The 18456-nt window shown below is 69.8% G+C and carries 17 protein-coding genes and 1 riboswitch; of the genes, 8 read left to right on the forward strand and 9 right to left on the reverse strand.

The genetic code is table 11. The features are described from left to right. The first annotated feature begins 191 nt into the window (after positions 1-191). Both FZ029_RS24005 and FZ029_RS24010 read left to right on the forward strand, forming a co-directional pair. Positions 192-1058, forward strand: coding sequence for a TIGR02587 family membrane protein (locus FZ029_RS24005; protein WP_149272252.1), 867 nt, complete (start codon positions 192-194; stop codon positions 1056-1058). 30 nt (positions 1059-1088) lie between these two features. Then, positions 1089-1535 (forward strand): TIGR02588 family protein, encoded by a 447-nt coding sequence (locus FZ029_RS24010; protein ID WP_149272253.1) that lies wholly within the window; start codon positions 1089-1091, stop codon positions 1533-1535. Positions 1536-1551: 16 nt separating this feature from the next. Here FZ029_RS24010 and FZ029_RS24015 read toward each other — a convergent pair whose 3' ends face one another. From FZ029_RS24015 to FZ029_RS24050, 8 genes are all read right to left on the reverse strand, one after another. Next, positions 1552-3393, reverse strand: coding sequence for a chloride channel protein (locus FZ029_RS24015; RefSeq protein WP_149272254.1), 1842 nt, complete (start codon positions 3391-3393; stop codon positions 1552-1554). 61 nt (positions 3394-3454) lie between these two features. After that, complete coding sequence (locus tag FZ029_RS24020; protein ID WP_149272255.1) at positions 3455-4771, reverse strand: hypothetical protein; 1317 nt, start codon at positions 4769-4771, stop codon at positions 3455-3457. A gap of 127 nt (positions 4772-4898) precedes the next feature. Next, a complete protein-coding gene (locus tag FZ029_RS24025; RefSeq protein WP_149272256.1) occupies positions 4899-5600 on the reverse strand; it encodes an ABC transporter ATP-binding protein in 702 nt (233 codons plus the stop codon). Continuing rightward, complete coding sequence (locus FZ029_RS24030) at positions 5597-7312, reverse strand: ATP-binding cassette domain-containing protein (RefSeq protein WP_149272257.1); 1716 nt, start codon at positions 7310-7312, stop codon at positions 5597-5599. Before FZ029_RS24030 ends, FZ029_RS24025 begins: the two co-directional genes overlap by 4 nt. Beyond that, positions 7305-8177 carry a branched-chain amino acid ABC transporter permease gene (locus tag FZ029_RS24035; protein WP_149272258.1) on the reverse strand — a complete coding sequence of 291 codons (873 nt, stop codon included), beginning with the start codon at positions 8175-8177 and terminating at the stop codon, positions 7305-7307. Before FZ029_RS24035 ends, FZ029_RS24030 begins: the two co-directional genes overlap by 8 nt. A 4-nt stretch (positions 8178-8181) precedes the next feature. After that, positions 8182-9318 carry an ABC transporter substrate-binding protein gene (locus FZ029_RS24040; protein WP_149272259.1) on the reverse strand — a complete coding sequence of 379 codons (1137 nt, stop codon included), beginning with the start codon at positions 9316-9318 and terminating at the stop codon, positions 8182-8184. A gap of 71 nt (positions 9319-9389) precedes the next feature. After that, positions 9390-9505: riboswitch (TPP riboswitch) on the reverse strand. Positions 9506-9538: 33 nt separating this feature from the next. Continuing rightward, positions 9539-10453, reverse strand: coding sequence for a DMT family transporter (locus tag FZ029_RS24045; protein WP_149272260.1), 915 nt, complete (start codon positions 10451-10453; stop codon positions 9539-9541). A 263-nt stretch (positions 10454-10716) separates the two neighbouring features. Further along, entirely contained in the window at positions 10717-11049 is a 333-nt protein-coding gene (locus FZ029_RS24050; protein ID WP_149272261.1) for a (2Fe-2S) ferredoxin domain-containing protein, read from the reverse strand. A 186-nt stretch (positions 11050-11235) separates the two neighbouring features. On the opposite strand from FZ029_RS24050, the gene FZ029_RS24055 reads away from it, so the two are divergent. Genes FZ029_RS24055 through deoA form a run of 6 tightly spaced genes read left to right on the forward strand, consistent with a single transcriptional unit; the run spans position 11236 to position 16773 of the window. Then, positions 11236-12375 (forward strand): ABC transporter permease, encoded by a 1140-nt coding sequence (locus tag FZ029_RS24055; protein ID WP_149272262.1) that lies wholly within the window; start codon positions 11236-11238, stop codon positions 12373-12375. A 3-nt stretch (positions 12376-12378) separates the two neighbouring features. Further along, complete coding sequence (locus FZ029_RS24060; RefSeq protein ID WP_149272263.1) at positions 12379-13353, forward strand: ABC transporter permease; 975 nt, start codon at positions 12379-12381, stop codon at positions 13351-13353. 4 nt (positions 13354-13357) lie between these two features. Then, a complete protein-coding gene (cdd, locus tag FZ029_RS24065) occupies positions 13358-13777 on the forward strand; it encodes a cytidine deaminase (protein WP_149200065.1) in 420 nt (139 codons plus the stop codon). Between the two features lie 15 nt (positions 13778-13792). Next, the gene (locus FZ029_RS24070) at positions 13793-14626 is read left to right on the forward strand and encodes a purine-nucleoside phosphorylase (protein ID WP_149272264.1); all 834 of its coding nucleotides are present in this window, start codon (positions 13793-13795) and stop codon (positions 14624-14626) included. Then, complete coding sequence (gene deoC, locus FZ029_RS24075; protein ID WP_149272265.1) at positions 14623-15450, forward strand: deoxyribose-phosphate aldolase; 828 nt, start codon at positions 14623-14625, stop codon at positions 15448-15450. The genes FZ029_RS24070 and deoC overlap by 4 nt, the downstream gene beginning before the upstream one ends. A gap of 3 nt (positions 15451-15453) precedes the next feature. Further along, positions 15454-16773, forward strand: a complete 1320-nt coding sequence (gene deoA / locus FZ029_RS24080; RefSeq protein ID WP_149272266.1) for a thymidine phosphorylase — start codon at positions 15454-15456, stop codon at positions 16771-16773. A gap of 144 nt (positions 16774-16917) precedes the next feature. Here the strand turns inward: deoA and FZ029_RS24085 are convergent, their stop codons facing one another. After that, complete coding sequence (locus FZ029_RS24085) at positions 16918-18126, reverse strand: nicotinate phosphoribosyltransferase (protein WP_247892468.1); 1209 nt, start codon at positions 18124-18126, stop codon at positions 16918-16920. Between the last annotated feature and the right edge of the window lie 330 nt (positions 18127-18456).

Here is an 18456-nt window from a genome sequence, read left to right on the forward strand (position 1 = left end):
TCGCCTCCCCTTCGCCGGTCCACGCCCATTTCCCCCTCACGGTCAACACAGCCGAGGCTCGACGGTTTCGTGGGCAATCCGAAGTTCCCGGACGAAATCACGAAACCTGTGCGTGGCTATAAGCGTTGAAGGGGGAAATACGGCTCCGGCAATCGCGGCGGGGTTGGAAAGGGTGCTTGAGGAGACGATGCATGACCGTCGACACAGGCCGGGCGGAGGCGACGTTGCCGGACAGGCCCGTCTACGAGGACAATCGCTCCTTCCTCGTCGGACTGGCGCGGGCCTTTGCCGGGGCGCTGATCTTCTCGCTGCCGATGCTGATGACGATGGAGATGTGGTGGATCGGCTTCACCATGGCCTCCTGGCGGCTGGTCCTGCTGCTGGTGCTGCTGATCCCGCTGCTGGTCGGGCTGTCGGTGGTCAGCGGCTTCAAATCCACCGCCAGCCTGCGCGACGACATCGCCGACGCCTTCGTCGCCATCGCCGTGGCGGTGGTGATGTCGGTCGTCATCCTCGGCATCTTCAAGGTGCTGTCCGTCGACATGCCGGCCCGCGAGGTGATCGGCAAGATCGCGCTACAGAGCTTCCCCGCCGCCATCGGCGCCATGCTGGCCCGCGACCAGTTGGGCGAGAAGAGCAGCGAGAGCATGCAGCGTCAGACCGCGATGACCTATCCGCAGGAGCTGTTCCTGATGGGGGTGGGCGCGCTGTTCCTCGGCCTCAACGTCGCCCCGACGGAGGAGATGGTGCTGCTGTCCTACATGATGGATCCGTGGCGGGAGATCGCGTTGCTGCTGCTGTCGCTGGTGCTGATGCACGCCTTCGTCTACGCCGTGGAGTTCCCCGGCGGGTCGAAGCCGCCGGGCGGCGTCGGGTTCTGGAGCCTGTTCCTGCGCTTCACCGTCGTCGGCTATGTGATCGTGCTGGCGATCTGCCTTTACCTGCTGTGGACCTTCGGCCGGACCGACGGCACCGGTTTGGCGGAGATCATCAGCGCCACCGTGGTCCTGGGCTTCCCCTGCGCCATCGGCGCGGCGGCGGCCCGCCTGATCCTGTGACCCTGATCCTGTGAAGGGGGAGAGAGGCCGATGGCGACGACCGGCGACGATCCGCGGGCGAATGAGGGGTCACGGGGGAATGGCGGGGCGGAGCACGCACCGCCGACCTCCCCCCTCGAATGGGTGGCGGCGGGGCTCGGCGCGCTGCTGATCGCCGCGATGATCGTCTACATGGTGCAATACGCCCTCAAGGAACACAGTTCGGTCCCCGGCGAGATGGACGTGACCGTGATGGAAACGCGAACCGGCGGTCACGGCCACACCGTGCGTTTCCAGGTTCGCAACCGGACCGCCGCGACCGCCGCAACGCTGATCGTGCGCGGAGAGCTGCGGTCCGGCGACCGCGTGGTGGAGACGGCGGAGGCGCAGTTCGACTATCTGCCGCCCTATTCCGAACGCTTCGGTGGCCTGATCTTCCAGCACGACCCGGCCCGCTACGAATTGCGGATCGTCCCCACCGGCTACAGCGAACCCTGACGGAGAGCCAGGCCGCTCAGTCGCGTCCCCAAAGCCCCCGCTCGCCCAGATCCTCGCCGCGCTGCCGTTCCAGCGCCTGGGAATAGCGGCGGAGCGCGAAGGACTCCGTCACATAGCCGATGATCCGCCGGTCGGTGGGAGAGGACAGCACCGGCAGGGCCTCCACCTCCTCGCTGCCGAAGCGGTTCAGCACGGTGCGGGCGTCGTCGCCCGGCATCAGGACCGCGTCGGCCTTGCAGGCCAGCGATCCGACCCGCGTCTCGGTCGCAGCCGCGTCCTGGTCCGGATCGTGGATCATCGACATGTCGACGATCCCGGCATAGCGCCCCATCTCGTCCACCGCAAAGACCGCCTTGGTCGACCCCAGCGGGTAGAGGCGGCGCAGCGCCTCCACCGTCAGGGTGGCCGGCACCGTCTTGGCGTCGCGGCGCATCAGCCGGAAGGCCGTCAGCTCCGACAGCCAGCCGATGTCGTAGGCGCCGCGGATCGGCACGCCGCGCAGGTGGAAGCGCCAAGTGGCGAAGGAATAGCCGAAGGCCTGACGCACCACGGTCGTCGACAGCACCACCCCGATCAGCACGCCCGACGCCGCCCACAGATCCTGCGTCGTCTCCAGCACCAGCAGCACCATGGTGACCGGCGCGCCGACGATGCCGGCGGCGACCGATCCCATGCCGACCAGCAGCAGCAGGCCGCTGTCGATCCCCAGCCCCGGCAGGAAGGCGGAGGTCGTCTGCCCCAGCAGGCCGCCGAACAGCCCGCCGATGAACAGCGAGGCGCTGAACAGGCCGCCGCGGAAGCCCGAGCCCAGCGACAACGCCGATGCCAGGATCTTCGCCACCAGCGTCAAGGCCAGCGCCAGCGCGCCACCCGCCAGCTCCGGCGGAACGGCGCCGGGGCCGCTGCCCATCACCGCCGGCACGGCCAGCGCCAGCGCGCCCACCATCACCCCGCCGATGGCCGGCCTCATCCAACGCGGGACCGGCAGCCGGTTGAATCCACGCTCCGCCACCGTCACCGCCTGCATGGCGAGGATGCTGAGCCAGCCGGCAAGGAAGCCGACGACGCCGCAGGCGGCATAATCCCAACTGGCGATCTCAACCGGGCGGCCGAGCGCCAGCGGCACCTCGCCGCCCGTCAGCAGGGCCGACGCCGCCACCGCCATCGCCGCCGCCGCCCCGACCGGGGCCAGCACCGCCAGCGTATAGCCGCCTAGCACCAGTTCGAAGGCGTAGAAGGCGCCGGCCAACGGCGCGTGGTAGGCCGCGGCGATGGCCGCCGCCGCCCCACAGCCGACCATGGTGCGCAGATCGGCCCGGCGCAACCGCAGCCGCTGGCCCAACGAGGACGCCAACCCGGCGCCGGCCTGGGTGTAGGCGGCCTCCATGCCGACCGACGCGCCGGAAGCGTTGGACAACGCCGTCGTCACCGTCAGCCGCAGGCTGTCGATCAGCGACATCTTGCCGCCATAGAGCGCGTTCGCCTCCACCGCGTCGACGATGGCGTTGGGGCGCCAGCGACGCACCAGCATCGACAGGATGCCCAGCAGCAGCCCGCCGGCGGCCGGTACGCCCAGCGTCCGCAGCAGGTCGGGCGTGCCCTGCCCCAGCCGCTCGCCCTCCGGCAGGTCGAAGACCAGCGCCTGCATCAGCAGCACCGCTTCGTGGAGAAGACCGACCGCCAGCCCGACCACCCCGCCGAGCAGCGCGGCAAGCACCACCACCGCCAGCACGCTGTTGCGGACGCTCCAGCGGTCGGACACGGTTGTGGCCGCGGACGCATCGAGCGTCGCATAGGGATCGGTGCCGGCGCGGGCGTTGTCGCCCACACCGTCGAGGGAAGCCGAGTTGTCAGGCATGATCACGCTGATTGGTAGCCCTTCCGTAAGGGGACAATGGGCCGGAAGGGCGTGAGTTCCGTCAGGGCTTCGCCTGTTGCGGCTTCGATTGCGGCTTCACCGTCGCCGGAGCGGGCGCCGACGGAGCGGATGGGGCCGGTGCGGGGGTCTGCGTCGCAGGGGCCGCCTGAACGGGCGCAGGCTGAACCGGCGCCGCGTCGGTGGTGGCCGGCGCCGGCGCGGTTCCGGCGCGGCGCAGCACCTGGGCGAGGTTGTCGCGCACCTTGTCGGCCAGCGCAACGTCGGGTTCGCCGGCCTCATGGAAGATCACGGTGAACAGCCGGCGCTGCGACAGCAGGAAGTTCAGCGTGACGTGCAGCTTCCCCTGCGGCATCGCGCAATCGACCGATCCCGTGCGCAGCCAGACCGCACCGGCCTGTTCGGACGGGTTCAGGCTGACCGTCGGCGTGCCTTCACAGCGCTGCTTCATGGCGTCGGCGAAGCTGTCCGACAGTTCGTCGATCTTGGCGCCCTCGCCCACCGCGCGCTCGCGGATGCCGCCGACGATGGGTCCGAAACGCCAGGCGACATCGGCCGGGCGCCGCTCCTGCGGGACCTTGTCCATCGGCACCAGTTCGGCGTCGTGCACCCCGGCCGCCGTCAGCAGGCTGTCCAGCCCTTCCGGCAGTCGGTTCTTCTTTTCCGCCGGGCGGCCGGCGGCGACCTTGATCGGCGGGACGTTGCCGCCCTTGTCGACGCAGGTCTTCAGGTCGCCCAGAACCTTCTTGGTGCCGTCCAGTTTGAAAGCGATGCGGTCGGAAGCCGACGACACCACCAGCTCGTTGCCGCCCATCAGGGCAGTGACCAGTTCCTCGTCCTTGCCGTTGGAGACCACCAGCATGTCCGGCTGGGAAGCGATGGCGGTCCGTTCCCGCTTCAGCTTCTTGTCGACCTCGATGGTCACCGGCCATTCGCCGCCCTTCGGCAGATCGGCGCCGGGAATGCCGATGCCGATGTTGATTTCCCCCTTCGGGCTGCGGGCGAACATCAGCACATGGCCGGAGGTAAATTCCCCCTCCGCCACGCAATAGGCGAAGCTGCCGTCCTTCTTCTTGGCGGCGCCGCCGTCCCAGCTCTCGATCAGTTCGCCCGGCCCGTCCGGCTTGGGCGGAGCGGCGGCCTTGTCGCCGCCGGGGGCGCCGGCGGCAGGCGGATTCGCCGGTTTGCCGCCCTGCTGCGGCGCGGCAGGAGTCAGGATCTCTTCTTCCGGCTCGGGCAGCCCGTAATAGGCGGCCGGCGGCATGTTCGGCTCGACCGGCACCAGCTCCGCCACCGCCGGAGTCGACGCCACCCCCAGCAGGAGAAGCGCGGACAGCGAAGCGGCAAGGCGGGCGGTCATCACGAGGTAATCCATAGATGGTTGTGGCGGCGAAGCTATCCGCGACCGCCCCCATCCGCAAGCCCAACCGCCCTTCCGGTTGCGGGAGGCTGACACCTGTTGCACGGGACACGCAGGGGGAATGCTCCTACCCCCCGAAGAACGCCCCGCGCAGCGCCTCGTCGGACAGCGACGCCACCGCCCCATCGCCGACCACGCGGCCCAGCCGCAGGAGGACGGCGCGCGGCGCGACCGCCAGGGCACGTGCCGCGCTCTGTTCGGCCAGCAGCACGGCCGTGCCCGCGGCGGCGATGCGGCCGACGGCGGAGAAGACCTCGTCGGCCAGCTTGGGCGACAGGCCGAGCGACGGTTCGTCGAGCAGCAGCAGGCGCGGCCGGCCCATCAGCGCGCGGCCCAGGCTCAGCATCTGCTGCTGGCCGCCGGACAGGCGCCAGGCGCTCTCACCGCTCTTGACGGCAAGGTCGGGGAACAGGGCGAAGACGCGCTCGACATCGTGCGCGCGGTCGCGGGCGGCGGGCAGGCCGGCGACCTCCAGATTGTCGCGCACGCTCATGCCGGGGAAGACCCGCCGCCCCTCCGGCACATAGCCGATGCCGCGCCTCACCCGCACCTCGGTCGCCAGCGGGCCGAGATCGGCGCCGTCGAAACGAAGGTCGCCCCGCGCCGGCACAAGGCCGAGCAGAGCCTTTAACAGCGTCGACTTCCCCGCCCCGTTGGCTCCGAGCAGCGCCACCGTCTCCCCCGCCGCGACGGCCAGAGAAACGTCGTCGAGCGCGCTCGCCCCGCCATAGCCGGCGGTCAGGTTGCCGATGGACAGCAGCGGGCTCATGCCGACCCCGCCCGGCCCAGGTATGCCGTCGCGACCGCCGAATCCCGGCGCACCTCGCCGGCCGGACCGTCATAGATCACCCGCCCGCGGTCGAGGCACAGCACGCGGCCGGCCAGCGGCAGCAGGAATCCCATGTCATGCTCCACCAGCAGGATCGCCATCCCCTCCCCGGCCAGTTCGCGCAACAGGTCCGCCAGATCCGCCTTCTCTCCATCGGTCAGGCCGGCGGCGGGCTCGTCCAGCAGCAGGACCACCGGGCGGCGGACCAGGGCGCGGGCCAGTTCCACCCTCCGCCGCAGTGCCGCCGGCAGGCCGTCGCAGGATTGCCCGGCAAGATCGCCGACACCCAGCCGGTCGAGCGCCCAGCGCGCGTGCGCCTCGGTCGTCGCGGCGTCCGGATCGAAGGCCAGACGGGCGGCGGCCACCGCCTCAAGCACCCCCGCTCCGGTGGGCAGCAGGGCCGCCTGAAAACTGCGGGCCAGTCCGGCACGGGCCAGCCGGTCGGCGCGGGCGCCGGTGACCTCCAGCCCGCCGAGGCGCACGCGCCCGGCATCCGGCCGCTCCAGCCCCGACAGCAGGTTGATGACCGTGGATTTGCCCGACCCGTTCGGCCCGATCAGCCCGGTGATGGTGCCCGGCCGCAGGTCCAGCGACACACGGTCCACCGCCCGCACGCCGCCGAAGGACTTCCGCAAGCCCTCGACCACCAGCCCCTCCGGCAGGGCGGGTGGCGTCGGCGGCTCCCTCGCCTCCGCCAGCGCACGGGGCTTGCCGCCGCCCAAGCGGGCCGTGAGGCGGTGGAGGAGCCCGGTCAGCCCGTCCGGCGCCAGCACGACGGTCAGCAGAAGCGCGGCGCCGTAGATCACCAGATAGCCGCGCTCCAGGAAGCGGAACCATTCCGGCAGGTGCAGCAGCAGCACGGCGCCCAGCACCGCCCCGGCCATCCGCCCCCGCCCGCCGACGATGGATATCGTGAGGATGGAGACCATGACCGGGAATTCCAGCACCTCCGGCGACACGACGCGCTGGGTGTGGACCGCCAGCGCTCCGGCGGCCCCGGCGAACAGCGCGCTGATGCCGAAGGCGGCCAGCCGCAGCCGGCCGACATCCAGCCCCAGCGTTCCCGCAGCCAGCGGATCGTCACGCAGCATGGTCAGCGCCCGGCCAAGGCGCCCGCGCGCCACCCGCCAGCCGATCAGCCCGCCGAGCGCCACCAGCCCCCAGACCAGCCCGGCCATCGGCAGCCCGCGCGGCACCGCCCAGCCGAACAGCACCACCGCCGGCACGCCGGCCAGCCCGTTGGAGCCGCCGGTCAGCTCCGGCAGGTTCACGGCAAGCAGATGCAGCACCTGCGCGATCCCCAGCGTCGCAAGGGCGAAGTAATGCGACTCCAGCCGCAGCACCGCCAAACCAACCGGCAACGCCAGCAGAAACGGAACCAGCATCGACAGCGGAAAAGTCGCCTCGAAGCCGAGCCCATGGCGGCTGCCGAGGATGCCAGTCACATAGGCGCCGACGCCGAAGAAGGCACCCTGCGCCAGCGACAGCGCGCCACCGAGGCCGAAGACGATCTGGAAGCCGAAGGCCGCCAGCGCATAGACCCCGGCGACGGTCAGGACGCGCAGGCCGTAGGGCGAGGCGAAGGCGAGCGCGTATACCAGCAGGGCGAGGGCGCCGGCGGTGAGAATGACGGCAGACCGACGCTCAGCCACGGCGGCGCGCCGCTTCGCCGAACAGCCCTTGCGGCCGCAGGACCAGGATCGCCAGCAGCGTCAGGTACAAGGCCCCCAGCGCCACCGGGTAGGAGAGCACCGACGATACCCCCACCTCGAACAGCGCGATCAGCAGCGCCCCCACCACCGCCCCCGGCACTGACCCCCAGCCGCCCACCGTCACCGCGATGTAGGCCTTCAGGATCAGGTCCCCGCCCGATGTCGGCGTGACGAAATAGCGGTTGGCCAGCAACAGCCCCGCCGCCCCGGCACAGGCGGCGCCGATGGCGAAGGTCACCAGGATCATGGCGGTGACCGGCACGCCGCAGGCACGCGCCATCTCCGGATCCTGCGCCGTCGCGCGCAGCCGGCGGCCAAGCTGGGTGCGCGCGAAAACCCATTGCTGCGCGCCGATCAGCAGGGCCGCCACCGCGACGATGGCGAGCGACTGCTCCGGCACCGCCAGCCCGGCGATATGAAGGGTATCGTCGCCGAACAGCGGCGGTGCGGCGCGCGGCTCCGGCCCGAAGAGGATGGCGGCCCCGTTCTGCAGGATGATGCCGACCGCGATGGTGCTGATGAAGACCGACACCGGCGGCCGGCGCCGCAGCGGCAGATAGGCCGCCAGCGCCATCAGCAACCCCAGCGCGGCCATCAGCACCAGCACCACCGGCAGCAGGACGATGCCCGGCAACGGGATCAGGGGCGCCAGCGCCACCGCCAGCAGCCCGCCGGCCATCACGAGGTCGCCCTGGGCGAAGTTCACCGCCGAGGTGGCGTTCAGCACCAGCACGAAGCCCAACGCCACCAGGGCATAGGCCGCCCCCAGCGCCACCCCGTTGACCAGCAGTTGAAACGCCGCCATCCGCTCACTTCGCCGCGAGTGTCGGGTCGTCGTACCGCTTCACCAGCGTCGGCACGCGGCTGGTCCCGTCATAGCAGACGATGACGGCGGAATGGGCCATGTTGCCCTTGCCGTCGGACTTGTAGGTCATGGCAAGACCCTTGAACGTCTCCGACGACAGTGCTTTCCGGATGGCGTCCGGCGTCCGGGCGCCGGCCTTCACCGCCTCCAGCACCATCGTCATGCCGTCATACTGGCCGAGCGCGAAGGCGTCCGGTTCCTTGCCGAAGGCGGTGCGGTAGGCGTCGGTGAAGGCCTTGACCTCCGGCGTGTCGCCTGAAATCGGCGAGGCCGCGGTCTCGGCGCAGACGCCCTTCAGTTCCGCCGGTTCCAGCAGGGCCGCGGTGCTCGGCTGATGCATGGCGGAACCGGCGACGATCGGCAGGGTCACGCCGCTGGACGCCGCCTGCCGCAGCAGCAGCGCGGTCGGACCGGAATGCAGATGCAGCACCAGCACGTCCGGCTTGGCGGCCAGCGCCTTGGTCAGCACCGGCAGCAGGTCCTTGGCCGCCGGGTCCACCCCCTCCTCGAACACCGGGGTCACGCCCAGCGCTTTGAAGGCGGCGTCGAGATGGGTCTTGCCGCTCTGGCCATAGGCGGTGGTCTGATAGATGATCGCCGGCTGCCGCTTGCCCAACTCCTCCACCACATAGCGGGCGTGGGCGGACTTGGTCACGGCGTCGCCGGGGAAGAAGCGGAAGACCCAGGGGTTGCCCTGCTCGGTGATCGACGCGGTGCCCGACACGGTGACCAGCGGCAGCTTCAACTCCTGCGCCAGCGGCAGCATCGCCAGCATCTGGGTGCCGAGCATGCTGGCGGCGACCGCCCCGACCGTGCCGCTGCCGGCCGCCCGCTCCAGCGCCGTCACCGCCGCCTCGGGCGAGGTGCCGGTGTCGACGACCTCCGACGCGATGGCGACGCCGGCCGGCGTCTGCTTCAGCGCCAGGACGGCACCATTGCGCTGGCTGGTGCCTTCCAGCGACAGGAAGCCGGTCAGCGGCACCAGCACCGGAAAGGACAGCGTGTCGTCGGCCCGCGCCGCCGGAGACAGGCAGGACGTGGCCGCCAGCAGGCCGATCAGAAGGGGAAGCGCGCGCCGCATGACCGAAAACTCCTCAACTCGCGCCGGCAACCGGAGCGACGCGGAGGGGACGGGGCGTCTGTGGCTGATCCGTCGGGTTCCGGTCGGCTCCCTTCGCCGGCATGACCCGGATCAGGTTCGATGGGTGTTGTCTCAGCCCCCGCATCCGCCGATCCGGCGAAAGGCAGGGGCACCCCAGCCGTGAACAGGCGGCGAGAGTGTCGCCGCCGGCCCCGTCCTGTCAAGAACCCAACCGGCGGCGCGCCACCAGCGTTTCACGATGCAGGATGTAGAGCCCGCTGCCGATGATGACCATGGCGCCGGCCAGAACCGGCGCCGTCGGCAGGTCGCCGAACACCAGCCAGCCGAACAGGCTGGCCCAGACCATGCCGGTGTACTCGAAGGGCGCCACCACCGCCGGAGGCGCACGGCGGAAGGCCTGGGTCAGCAGCACCTGTGCGCCGGCGCCGATCGCGCCGACCAGCGCCATCAGCCCCAGCGCAAAGCCGGTCGGCGCCGTCCACACCGGCACTGCCAGCGCACCGCTGACCACAGTCGTCGTCAGCAGCAGATAGAGCACGATGGACGCGCTGGTCTCCGTCCGCGACAGGCCGCGCACGGCCAGCGCCGCCAGCGCATAGAACAGGGCGGCGCACAGCCCGACCAGGACCGGCACCAGCGGCGCCCCGGCCGATGGCTGGGCCATCACCACCACGCCGCCGAACCCGACCACCACCGCGGCCCAGCGCCGCCAGCCCACCGGCTCTCCCAGCAGCGGAGCGGACAGGGCGGTGATGAACAGCGGCCCGGCGAAGCTCAGCACATAGACGTCGGCCAGCGGCAGTTCGCGGAACGCATAGAAGAAGCAGCCCATCGAGATCAGCCCGGCGAAGGCCCGCCAGACATGGCCCCAGGGCCGCCGCGTCCGCATCGCCGCGATCCCGCCGCCGCGCCACAGGGTGTAGCCGCCCACCAGCAGGAAGGCGACCAGCGAGCGCACGAACATCAGCTGCGGCACCGGGTAATCGGCGGTCAGGAACTTGATGAGCGTATCCATCGCCGCGAACAGCAGGATCGCCCCCAGGAAGCAGCCGACGGCATAGGGAACCGAATCGGCCTCGGCAGGTAGCAGGTCGGCGGTCTCGGCGTCGGTCATGGAATTGGTTCGGAACGGCAATGGCGGAGGTTGCCCACATTATGGGCAAATCCGCCTGCGTCCCAATGCCGCAACCGCAGGTCTGGTAGGCGTGAGGTTTTGGCAGAGTTCAGTCTTCGGATGCCCCCTCCCCATCCCTCCCCCGCCTTTGGCGGGAGAGGGTGCCGTATGCGAAGTGGCGGCAGTCCCCTCTCCCGCGTGAGCGGGGGAGGGTTAGGGTGGGGGCACCGTCAGCCGACACTCAACGGTGAGCAAACATCCCCTCACCGCGTCAAAACCATCACCAGCCGCTCCACCGGCGCATCATTGATTAGATGCGACTCGACGATCTCGTCGATGTCCTCCGCCGTTTCCGGCCGGTACCAGATGCCCTCCGGATAGACCACCATCAGCGGCCCGGCGGAGCAGAAGCCGAGGCAGCCCGTCATCGCCATGCCGACATCGGCCAGACCCCTCGCCTGGATTTTCTGGTCGAGCCGCTGCCACAGCGGGTGGGCGCCCTTGGCGGCACAGCTGCCGCGCGGATGGCCGGGCGGGCGCTGCTGGGCGCAGCAAAAGACGTGGTGGCGAAAGGTCTGCGGAATGTCGAGCGGCATCGGGCATGCTCCATAACCATAAATTTCCTATGGTTTAGAAGCATGCCAGATTGCTGCGCTGCGGCAAGAGTTTTTATAATCCTTCTAACCCACGGCAGCCGCAGTGATTCCGGCGTGATGAAATGCTTGGTCGGCAGAGCATTGGCGGTTAAGAATCCCCGCCAAGGGGCAATCCAGGAGACGCCGGTGCTGCTGAGCGGGTCGGGGAAGGGTCAGCCGGGCGCCGTGCCGGGCTGGGTCGGGTATGCGCTGCTGCCGGTCCTCAACCTCGTCGCGGCCTTCGTGCTGTCGGGGCTGGTGATCCTGGTGATCGGCGAGAATCCGGTCGACGTGCTGTCGCTGCTGCTGTCGGAGGCTCTGGGATACCCGGAGGCTATCGGCTACACCCTTTATTACACCACCGACTACATCTTCACCGGGCTGGCGGTCGCAATCGCCTTCCATTGCGGGCTGTTCAACATCGGCGGCGAGGGGCAGGCCTATCTGGGCGGGCTGGGCGCCGGGCTGGTCGCGCTGGCGCTGACCGGCTGGCCGTGGCCGGTGGTGGCCTTGCTGGCGGTGCTGGCGTCCGCGCTGTTCGGCGCCGCCTGGGCCTTCATCCCGGCCTGGCTGCAGGCCAAGCGCGGCAGCCACATCGTCATCACGACGATCATGTTCAACTTCATCGCCGCGTCGATCATGACCTGGCTGCTGGTGGACGTGCTGATCCGTCCCGGCAGCCAGTCGCCGGAAACCCGCGAGTTCGATCCCGGCGTCTGGCTGCCGTCGATGGACCGGGCGCTGGGCTGGTTCGGCATCACCATCCCGGCCTCGCCGCTGAACCTGTCCTTCCTGTGGGCGCTGGCCTGCTGCCTGCTGTTCCACATCTTCCTGCGCCGCACCCGCTGGGGCTACGAACTGCGCACGGTGGGCCGGAACGAGCGGGCGGCGGTCTATGCCGGCATCTCGCCGGCACGGAACATCGTCATCGCCATGCTGATCTCCGGCGCGCTGGCCGGCTTCGTGGGCGTGAACGAGATCCTGGGCGTGCAGCACCGGGTGATCCTGAACTTCACCGGCGGCGTCGGCTTCGTCGGCATCGCCGTGGCGCTGATGGGACGCAACCACCCGGTCGGGATCATTCTGGCCGCCTTGCTGTTCGGGGTTCTGGCGCAGGGCGGCGGCCAGCTGTCCTTCGACTATCCCACGATCAACCGCGAGCTGGTGATGGTCATCCAGGGTCTGGTCATCCTGTTCGCCGGTGCGATGGAGAACCTGTTCAAGCCGCAGGTGGAGGCGCTGTTCCGCCGCCGCGGCGCCGCCGCGGCAGATACGGGAAGGGGCTGAGCGATGGAGGACGCACTTCTTCTGGCGCTGCAGCTGCTGGGCGCCACCATCCGGGTGGCGACGCCGCTGGTGCTGGCCGCCTTCGCCGGCATGTATTGCGAACGGTCGGGCGTGGTCGACATCGGACTGGAAGGCAAGATGCTGGCCGGTGCCTTCTTCTCCGCCGCCGTCGCGTCGACGACGCTGAATCCCTGGCTCGGGCTGCTGGCCGGCATCGCTGCCGGGGTGGCGCTGGCGCTGGTCCATGGCTTCGCCTGCATCACCCACAACGGCAATCAGGTGGTGTCGGGCATGGCGATCAACATCCTGGTCGCCGGACTGGCCCCGACGCTGGCCTATGCCTGGTTCCAGCAGGGCGGCCAGACCCCGCTTCTGCCCAATCAGGCGCGCATTCCCGCGGTGGAGCTGCCGGGGGTCGACGCACTGGCCGGCGTCCCGGTGCTGGGGCCGGTCTACCGCGAATTGCTGAACGGCAACAATGTGCTGATCTGGGTGACGCTGGTCCTGGTGATCGCCACCCAGTGGGTGCTCTACCGCTCGCGCTTCGGGCTGCGGCTGCGGGCGGTGGGGGAGAATCCGGCGGCGGTCGACACCGCCGGCCTGTCGGTGGCGAAGCTGCGCTATCAGGCGCTGCTGGTGACCGGCGCGCTGACGGGGATGGCCGGCTCGTATCTCTCCACCGGCCACGGCGCCGGCTTCGTCCGCGACATGACTGCCGGCAAGGGCTATCTGGCGCTGGCGGCACTGATCTTTGGCAAATGGCGACCGGGACCGACGCTGTTCGCCTGCCTGCTGTTCGCCTTCACCGACGCGGTGCAGGTGCGCCTGCAGGGGGTGGAACTGCCTGGTATTGGCGTCATCCCGGTGCAGTTCATCCAGATGCTTCCCTATGTGCTGACCGTCCTGCTGCTGGCCGGCTTCGTCGGCAAGGCCATCGCCCCGAAGGCGAGCGGCATCCCCTATGTCAAGGAGCGCTGAGCCGATGGCCGACACCGCAGAGCTGCCGCAGCTGATCGAAGCGGCCCGTGCCGCGCGCGAGAACGCTCATGCCCCCTACTCCAAATTCAAGGTCGGCGCAGCCATCCTCGGCGAATCGGGGCGCATCTTCGCCGGCTGCAATGTGGAGAATGCGGCCTACCCGCAGGGCCAATGCGCCGAATCGAGCGCCATCGGCGCCATGGTCACCGCCGGCGACCGCCGCATCCGCGCCATCGTCGTCATGGGCGGCGAAGCGGGGGCGGAGGAGATCTGCACCCCCTGCGGCGGCTGCCGCCAGCGCATCCGCGAATTCGCGACGCCGGACACGCCGATCCACATCTGCGATCCGGCCGGCCTGCGGCGGACCTTTTCGCTGGAGACCCTGTTGCCCGAATCGTTCGGTCCCACCAATTTAGCCTTCTGAGCGGAGTTTCCCGACATGACGGCAGCCCGCGCCGCCGCGGACATCCTTCACCGTGCCTCCGGCCACCGGCCGCGGGTCGGCATCGTGCTGGGTTCCGGCCTGGGCGGCATCGCCGACCGCATCGCCGATGCCGTATCCATCCCCTACGGCGAGATCGCCGGCTTCCCGGTCCCCAGCGTGTCCGGCCATGCCGGGCGGCTGGTCGTGGGGCAACTCGGCGGGGTCGAGGTCGCCTGCATGCAGGGCCGCGTCCATGCCTATGAAGGCAACGGTTTCGACGCGCTGAAGACCGCGGTGCGGGCGCTGAAGCTGGCCGGCTGCGACACGCTGGTGCTGACCGCCGCCGTCGGTTCGCTCCGGCTGGAGGTCGGGCCGGGCCGGCTGATGGCGATCAGCGATCACCTGAACCTGCTGGGTTCCAACCCGCTGACCGGTCCGAACGACGAGGCCTTCGGCGAGCGCTTCCCCAGCATGACCGATGCCTGGGACCCGGACTTGCGCGACCTGCTGAAGGATGTCGCCGCCAGCCAGTCCATCGACTTGGCGGAGGGCATCTATGCCGCCTATCCCGGACCGTCCTTCGAGACGCCGGCCGAGGTACGGATGATGAAGCTGCTGGGCGCCGACGCGGTCGGCATGTCCACGGTGCCGGAATGCATCGTCGCGCGCCATTGCGGCCTGCGGGTCGTCGGCTGCGCCGTCGTCACCAATCTGGGCGTCGGGCTCGGCGACGGGCCCGTCGACCATCACCAGACCCTGACCGCCGCCTCGGCGGCAGCCGCCGACCTGGAGCGCCTGCTGGTCGGCTTCCTCGAACGCCTGCATGAGAAGGACGGGTCCCGGTCATGAAACTGTCTGCCGACCTGCAAAGCGCGCTCGATGCCAGCGCCAACGCCCCGTCCGACGCCGATCTGGCGCGCCGTGCCGTGGGCATGCTCGATCTCACCAGCCTGAACGGCGACGACAGCGACCGGGTGGTGCAGGATCTCTGCGCCCGCGCGGTCACCCCCGTGGGGCCGGTCGCCGCCGTCTGCGTCTGGGCGCGCTTCGTCCCCACCGCGCGCAGGGCGCTGGACGGCACGCCGGTAAAGGTCGCCACCGTGGTGAATTTCCCGACCGGCGAGGCCGATGCCTCCTCGGTTGCGGCGGAAACCCGGCGGGCCATCGCCGACGGCGCCGACGAGATCGACGTCGTGCTGCCCTACAAGGCCTTCATCGACGGCGCCCGCACCCAGCCGATGAATGTGGTGAAGGCCTGCCGCGAGGCTTGCGGCGACAAGGCCCTGATGAAGGTGATCCTGGAGTCGGGCGCCTTTCCCGATGCCGACCTGCTGGCCTGGGCGGCCCGCGACGCCATCGCCGCCGGTGCCGATTTCCTGAAGACCTCCACCGGCAAGACCCAGCCGGCCGCCACCCTGCCGGCGGCGGCGGTGATGCTCGAATGCATCTATGAATCGGGCAAGCCGGTCGGCTTCAAGGCGTCCGGCGGAATCCGCGACGCGGCGGAGGCGGCGCGCTATCTGGCGCTGGCCGACCATATCCTGGGCGATGGCTGGGCGACGCCGCAGACCTTCCGCTTCGGCGCCTCCAGCCTGCTCGACGCGCTCCTGGCCGCCGCCGGCCATGGCGAACGCGAGGGCGAGCGCGAACCGGCCCCGGCGGGAGGGTACTGAGGCATGCTTCCGCAGGAGATCGTCCGCGCCAAGCGCGACGGCCAGCCGTTGGACGACGCCACCATCCGGGACTTCGTGCGCGGCATCACCGACGGCCGCGTGTCGGAGGCCCAGGCGGCGGCCTTCGCCATGGCCGTCTTCTTCCGCGGCATGAGCCTGGACGAACGGGTGGCGCTGACCCGCGCCATGCGCGATTCGGGCACGGTGATGGAGTGGAAGTCGCTGGACCTGCCCGGTCCGGTGATCGACAAGCATTCCACCGGCGGCGTCGGCGACAAGGTCAGCCTGATCCTGGCGCCGATGCTGGCCGCCTGCGGCGGTTTCGTGCCGATGGTGTCGGGGCGCGGGCTCGGCCACACCGGCGGCACGCTCGACAAGTTCGAGAGCATCCCCGGCTATCGCGCCAAGCCCGACAACGACCTGCTGCGCCGGGTGGTGAAGCAGGTGGGTTGTGCCGTCATCGGCGCCACCGATGACATCGCCCCGGCCGACAAACGGCTCTACGCCATCCGCGACGTGACGGCGACGGTCGAATCGCTCGACCTCATCACCGCCTCGATCCTGTCGAAGAAGCTCGCCGCCGGGCTGGACGCGCTGGTGATGGACGTCAAGTTCGGCAGCGGCGCCTTCATGCAGCGGTTCGAAGACGCTGAGGCGCTGGCCGAGAGCATCGTCACCGTGTCGAAGGGCGCCGGCCTGCCGGCGGTCGCCCTGCTGACCGACATGAACGAGGTGCTTGGCCGCAGTGCCGGCAACGCGCTGGAGATGCGCGAATGCCTCGCCATCCTGCGCGGCGAACCGGCCGAAGCGCGGCTCTACGAGGTGACGGCGGCGCTGGCGGCGGAACTGCTGGCACTTGCCGGTCTGGCGCCGGACGCCGCGGCCGGGCGGGCCATGGCCGACCGCGCCATCGCCAGCGGTGCGGCGGCGGAGCGGTTCGCCCGCATGGTGGAGGCGTTGGGCGGGCCGGCCGACCTGTTGGAGCAGCCGGACCGCCATCTGGAAAGCGCGCCCATCGTCCGCCCGGTCTTTGCCGAGCGCAGCGGCTTCGTCGGCGCCATAGACACCCGCGGGGTCGGCATGGCGGTGGTGGCGCTGGGCGGCGGCCGGACCAAGACCACCGACGCCATCGACTTCGCGGTCGGCTTCGACGAGGTGGCCGGGTTGGGCGACGCGGTGGGCCCGACGGAACGTCCGCTGGCGATCCTGCACGCACGCACGGAAGCCCAGGCCGACGAGGCGGAACGCCGCCTGCGTGCGTCGGTCACGGTGAGCGAGACGGCACCGGTGCGTGGGCCGTTGATCGCGAAACGCTTGGGGTGAGATGCGCTTAACTCCTTCTCCCCCCTGGGGAGAAGGTTGGGATGAGGGGGTTCGGCGTAGCCGAAGAGATCCACGAAGTGGATCCCCCTCACCCTAACCCTCTCCCCGGGGGGGAGAGGGAAGCTGGTGCGGGAAAGTCGCGACTTACCGCCGGAACAGGAACTCGCGGCCGACCTTCACGCGGCGTTCGCCGTCATACTCGATGATGTCGGCGGTCGCGTAGGTCTCGGTCCAGCGTTCGGGCAGGTAGCTGCCGGTGCCGATCACGTCCACCGGGGCATTGGCCTCCGCCATCAGCCGGCACTTGGCCGGGCCGAAGCCGCTGCTGGCGACGATCTTCACGGCCGGGAAGCCGGCCTCGTCCAGCCGTTCGCGTACATAGTGGATCGCCGCGGCCGAAACGCCGGTGCCGATCAGGTAGCGCAGTTGCGTCTCGTCACGATAGCCGCGGATCGCATGCGGCGCGTGCCGCTCCAGCACGGCATAGGAGCCGGGCGGGTCCAGCCCCTCGACGAAACGGCCGCCGGGGGTATCGAGCCGCAGCGACAGCTTGCCCTGGGCGGCCAGTTGCGGGAAGCGGCGGCAGACCTCCAGCCCGTCGGTGATCTCGCGGCCGAAATAATCGACCAGGACGGTCAGCGGCAGGTCGGGGAAGGTCTCGTGGAACATCTCCGCCGCGCGCACGGTCGAACCGGCATAGCCGATCAGGGCGTGCGGCATGGTGCCCATGCCCCGGTCCTGCCCGAAATAGGAGGCGGTGGCGTCGGTGGCGTTGCCGACGAAGCCCTTGGCGCCGACCTTGCGCTTGGCCCGGTCGGATCCGACGGAGGCGGCATAGGCCATCATCTCCGCCATCTCCGTCCCGGCGCAATGGCGGGCGTCCATGGCCAGGAAGGCGACCTTGGGCAGGTCGGCGCACATGGTGAAGGCGTTGTAGGCCGCGACGCTGGCCGGTCCCAGCTTCTGCAGCAGGATCGTCTCGCAATCGACCAGATGGTAGAAGGAACCGGTGATGTACATGATCGGCTCGCCGGCGCCGACCCACTTGCCCTCAGGGTAGTTCAACTCGATCTGGAAGCTGGTGTTGCGTTCCCGCGCCACCGACTCCAGCCATTCCACCGCAAGGCGCGGGGCGCAGACCACCGGGCGCCGCATGAAGATGGCATAGGTGACGGTCTTGTCGCCGAACTTGCCCACTGCCTCCTTGGTGCGGCGGAAATAGGTGTCCGTCCAGTCGGGAACCGCGGCGGAGGACGGATGAAGGGCAGTCGGCCCGCTCCCGGTGGTCTGGATGCCGGCCGGCCGGATGCCTGCTGCCCGGCTGCCAACCGATCGGTTATCGCTGTCGCTCATACCCGTCACCCTCGCCTTCCGCCCCTGTCTGCGCCTGTGTGTGCGCATGGCTTTGCGGTACATCGTTATGGATGGTCCGGCCGCCGGGCAGGGCCAGCCGGCCGGTTGTGTTGGAATCCCAGCATTATACGCCCCAGGCAGGCGGGGGAAGAGGCTTCCCACCCTGTCAACCCTTGGCGGATGGCAGCGTTGCGTTTTTCGACGGGAATGATGTGCCGGTCCGCGGGAAAAACATCGAATGCTCGGAAAGGAAGTACGGCCATGGGGCAGTCGATCTTCCTCCATCCCCCAACAATCAAAGAAAAACCAGATAAAATACCTTTATTTGAC

Origin of the sequence: Azospirillum sp. Sh1 (assembly GCF_008365135.1) — a bacterium.
In the GTDB taxonomy this organism is placed as follows: Bacteria; Pseudomonadota; Alphaproteobacteria; order Azospirillales; family Azospirillaceae; genus Azospirillum; species Azospirillum oryzae.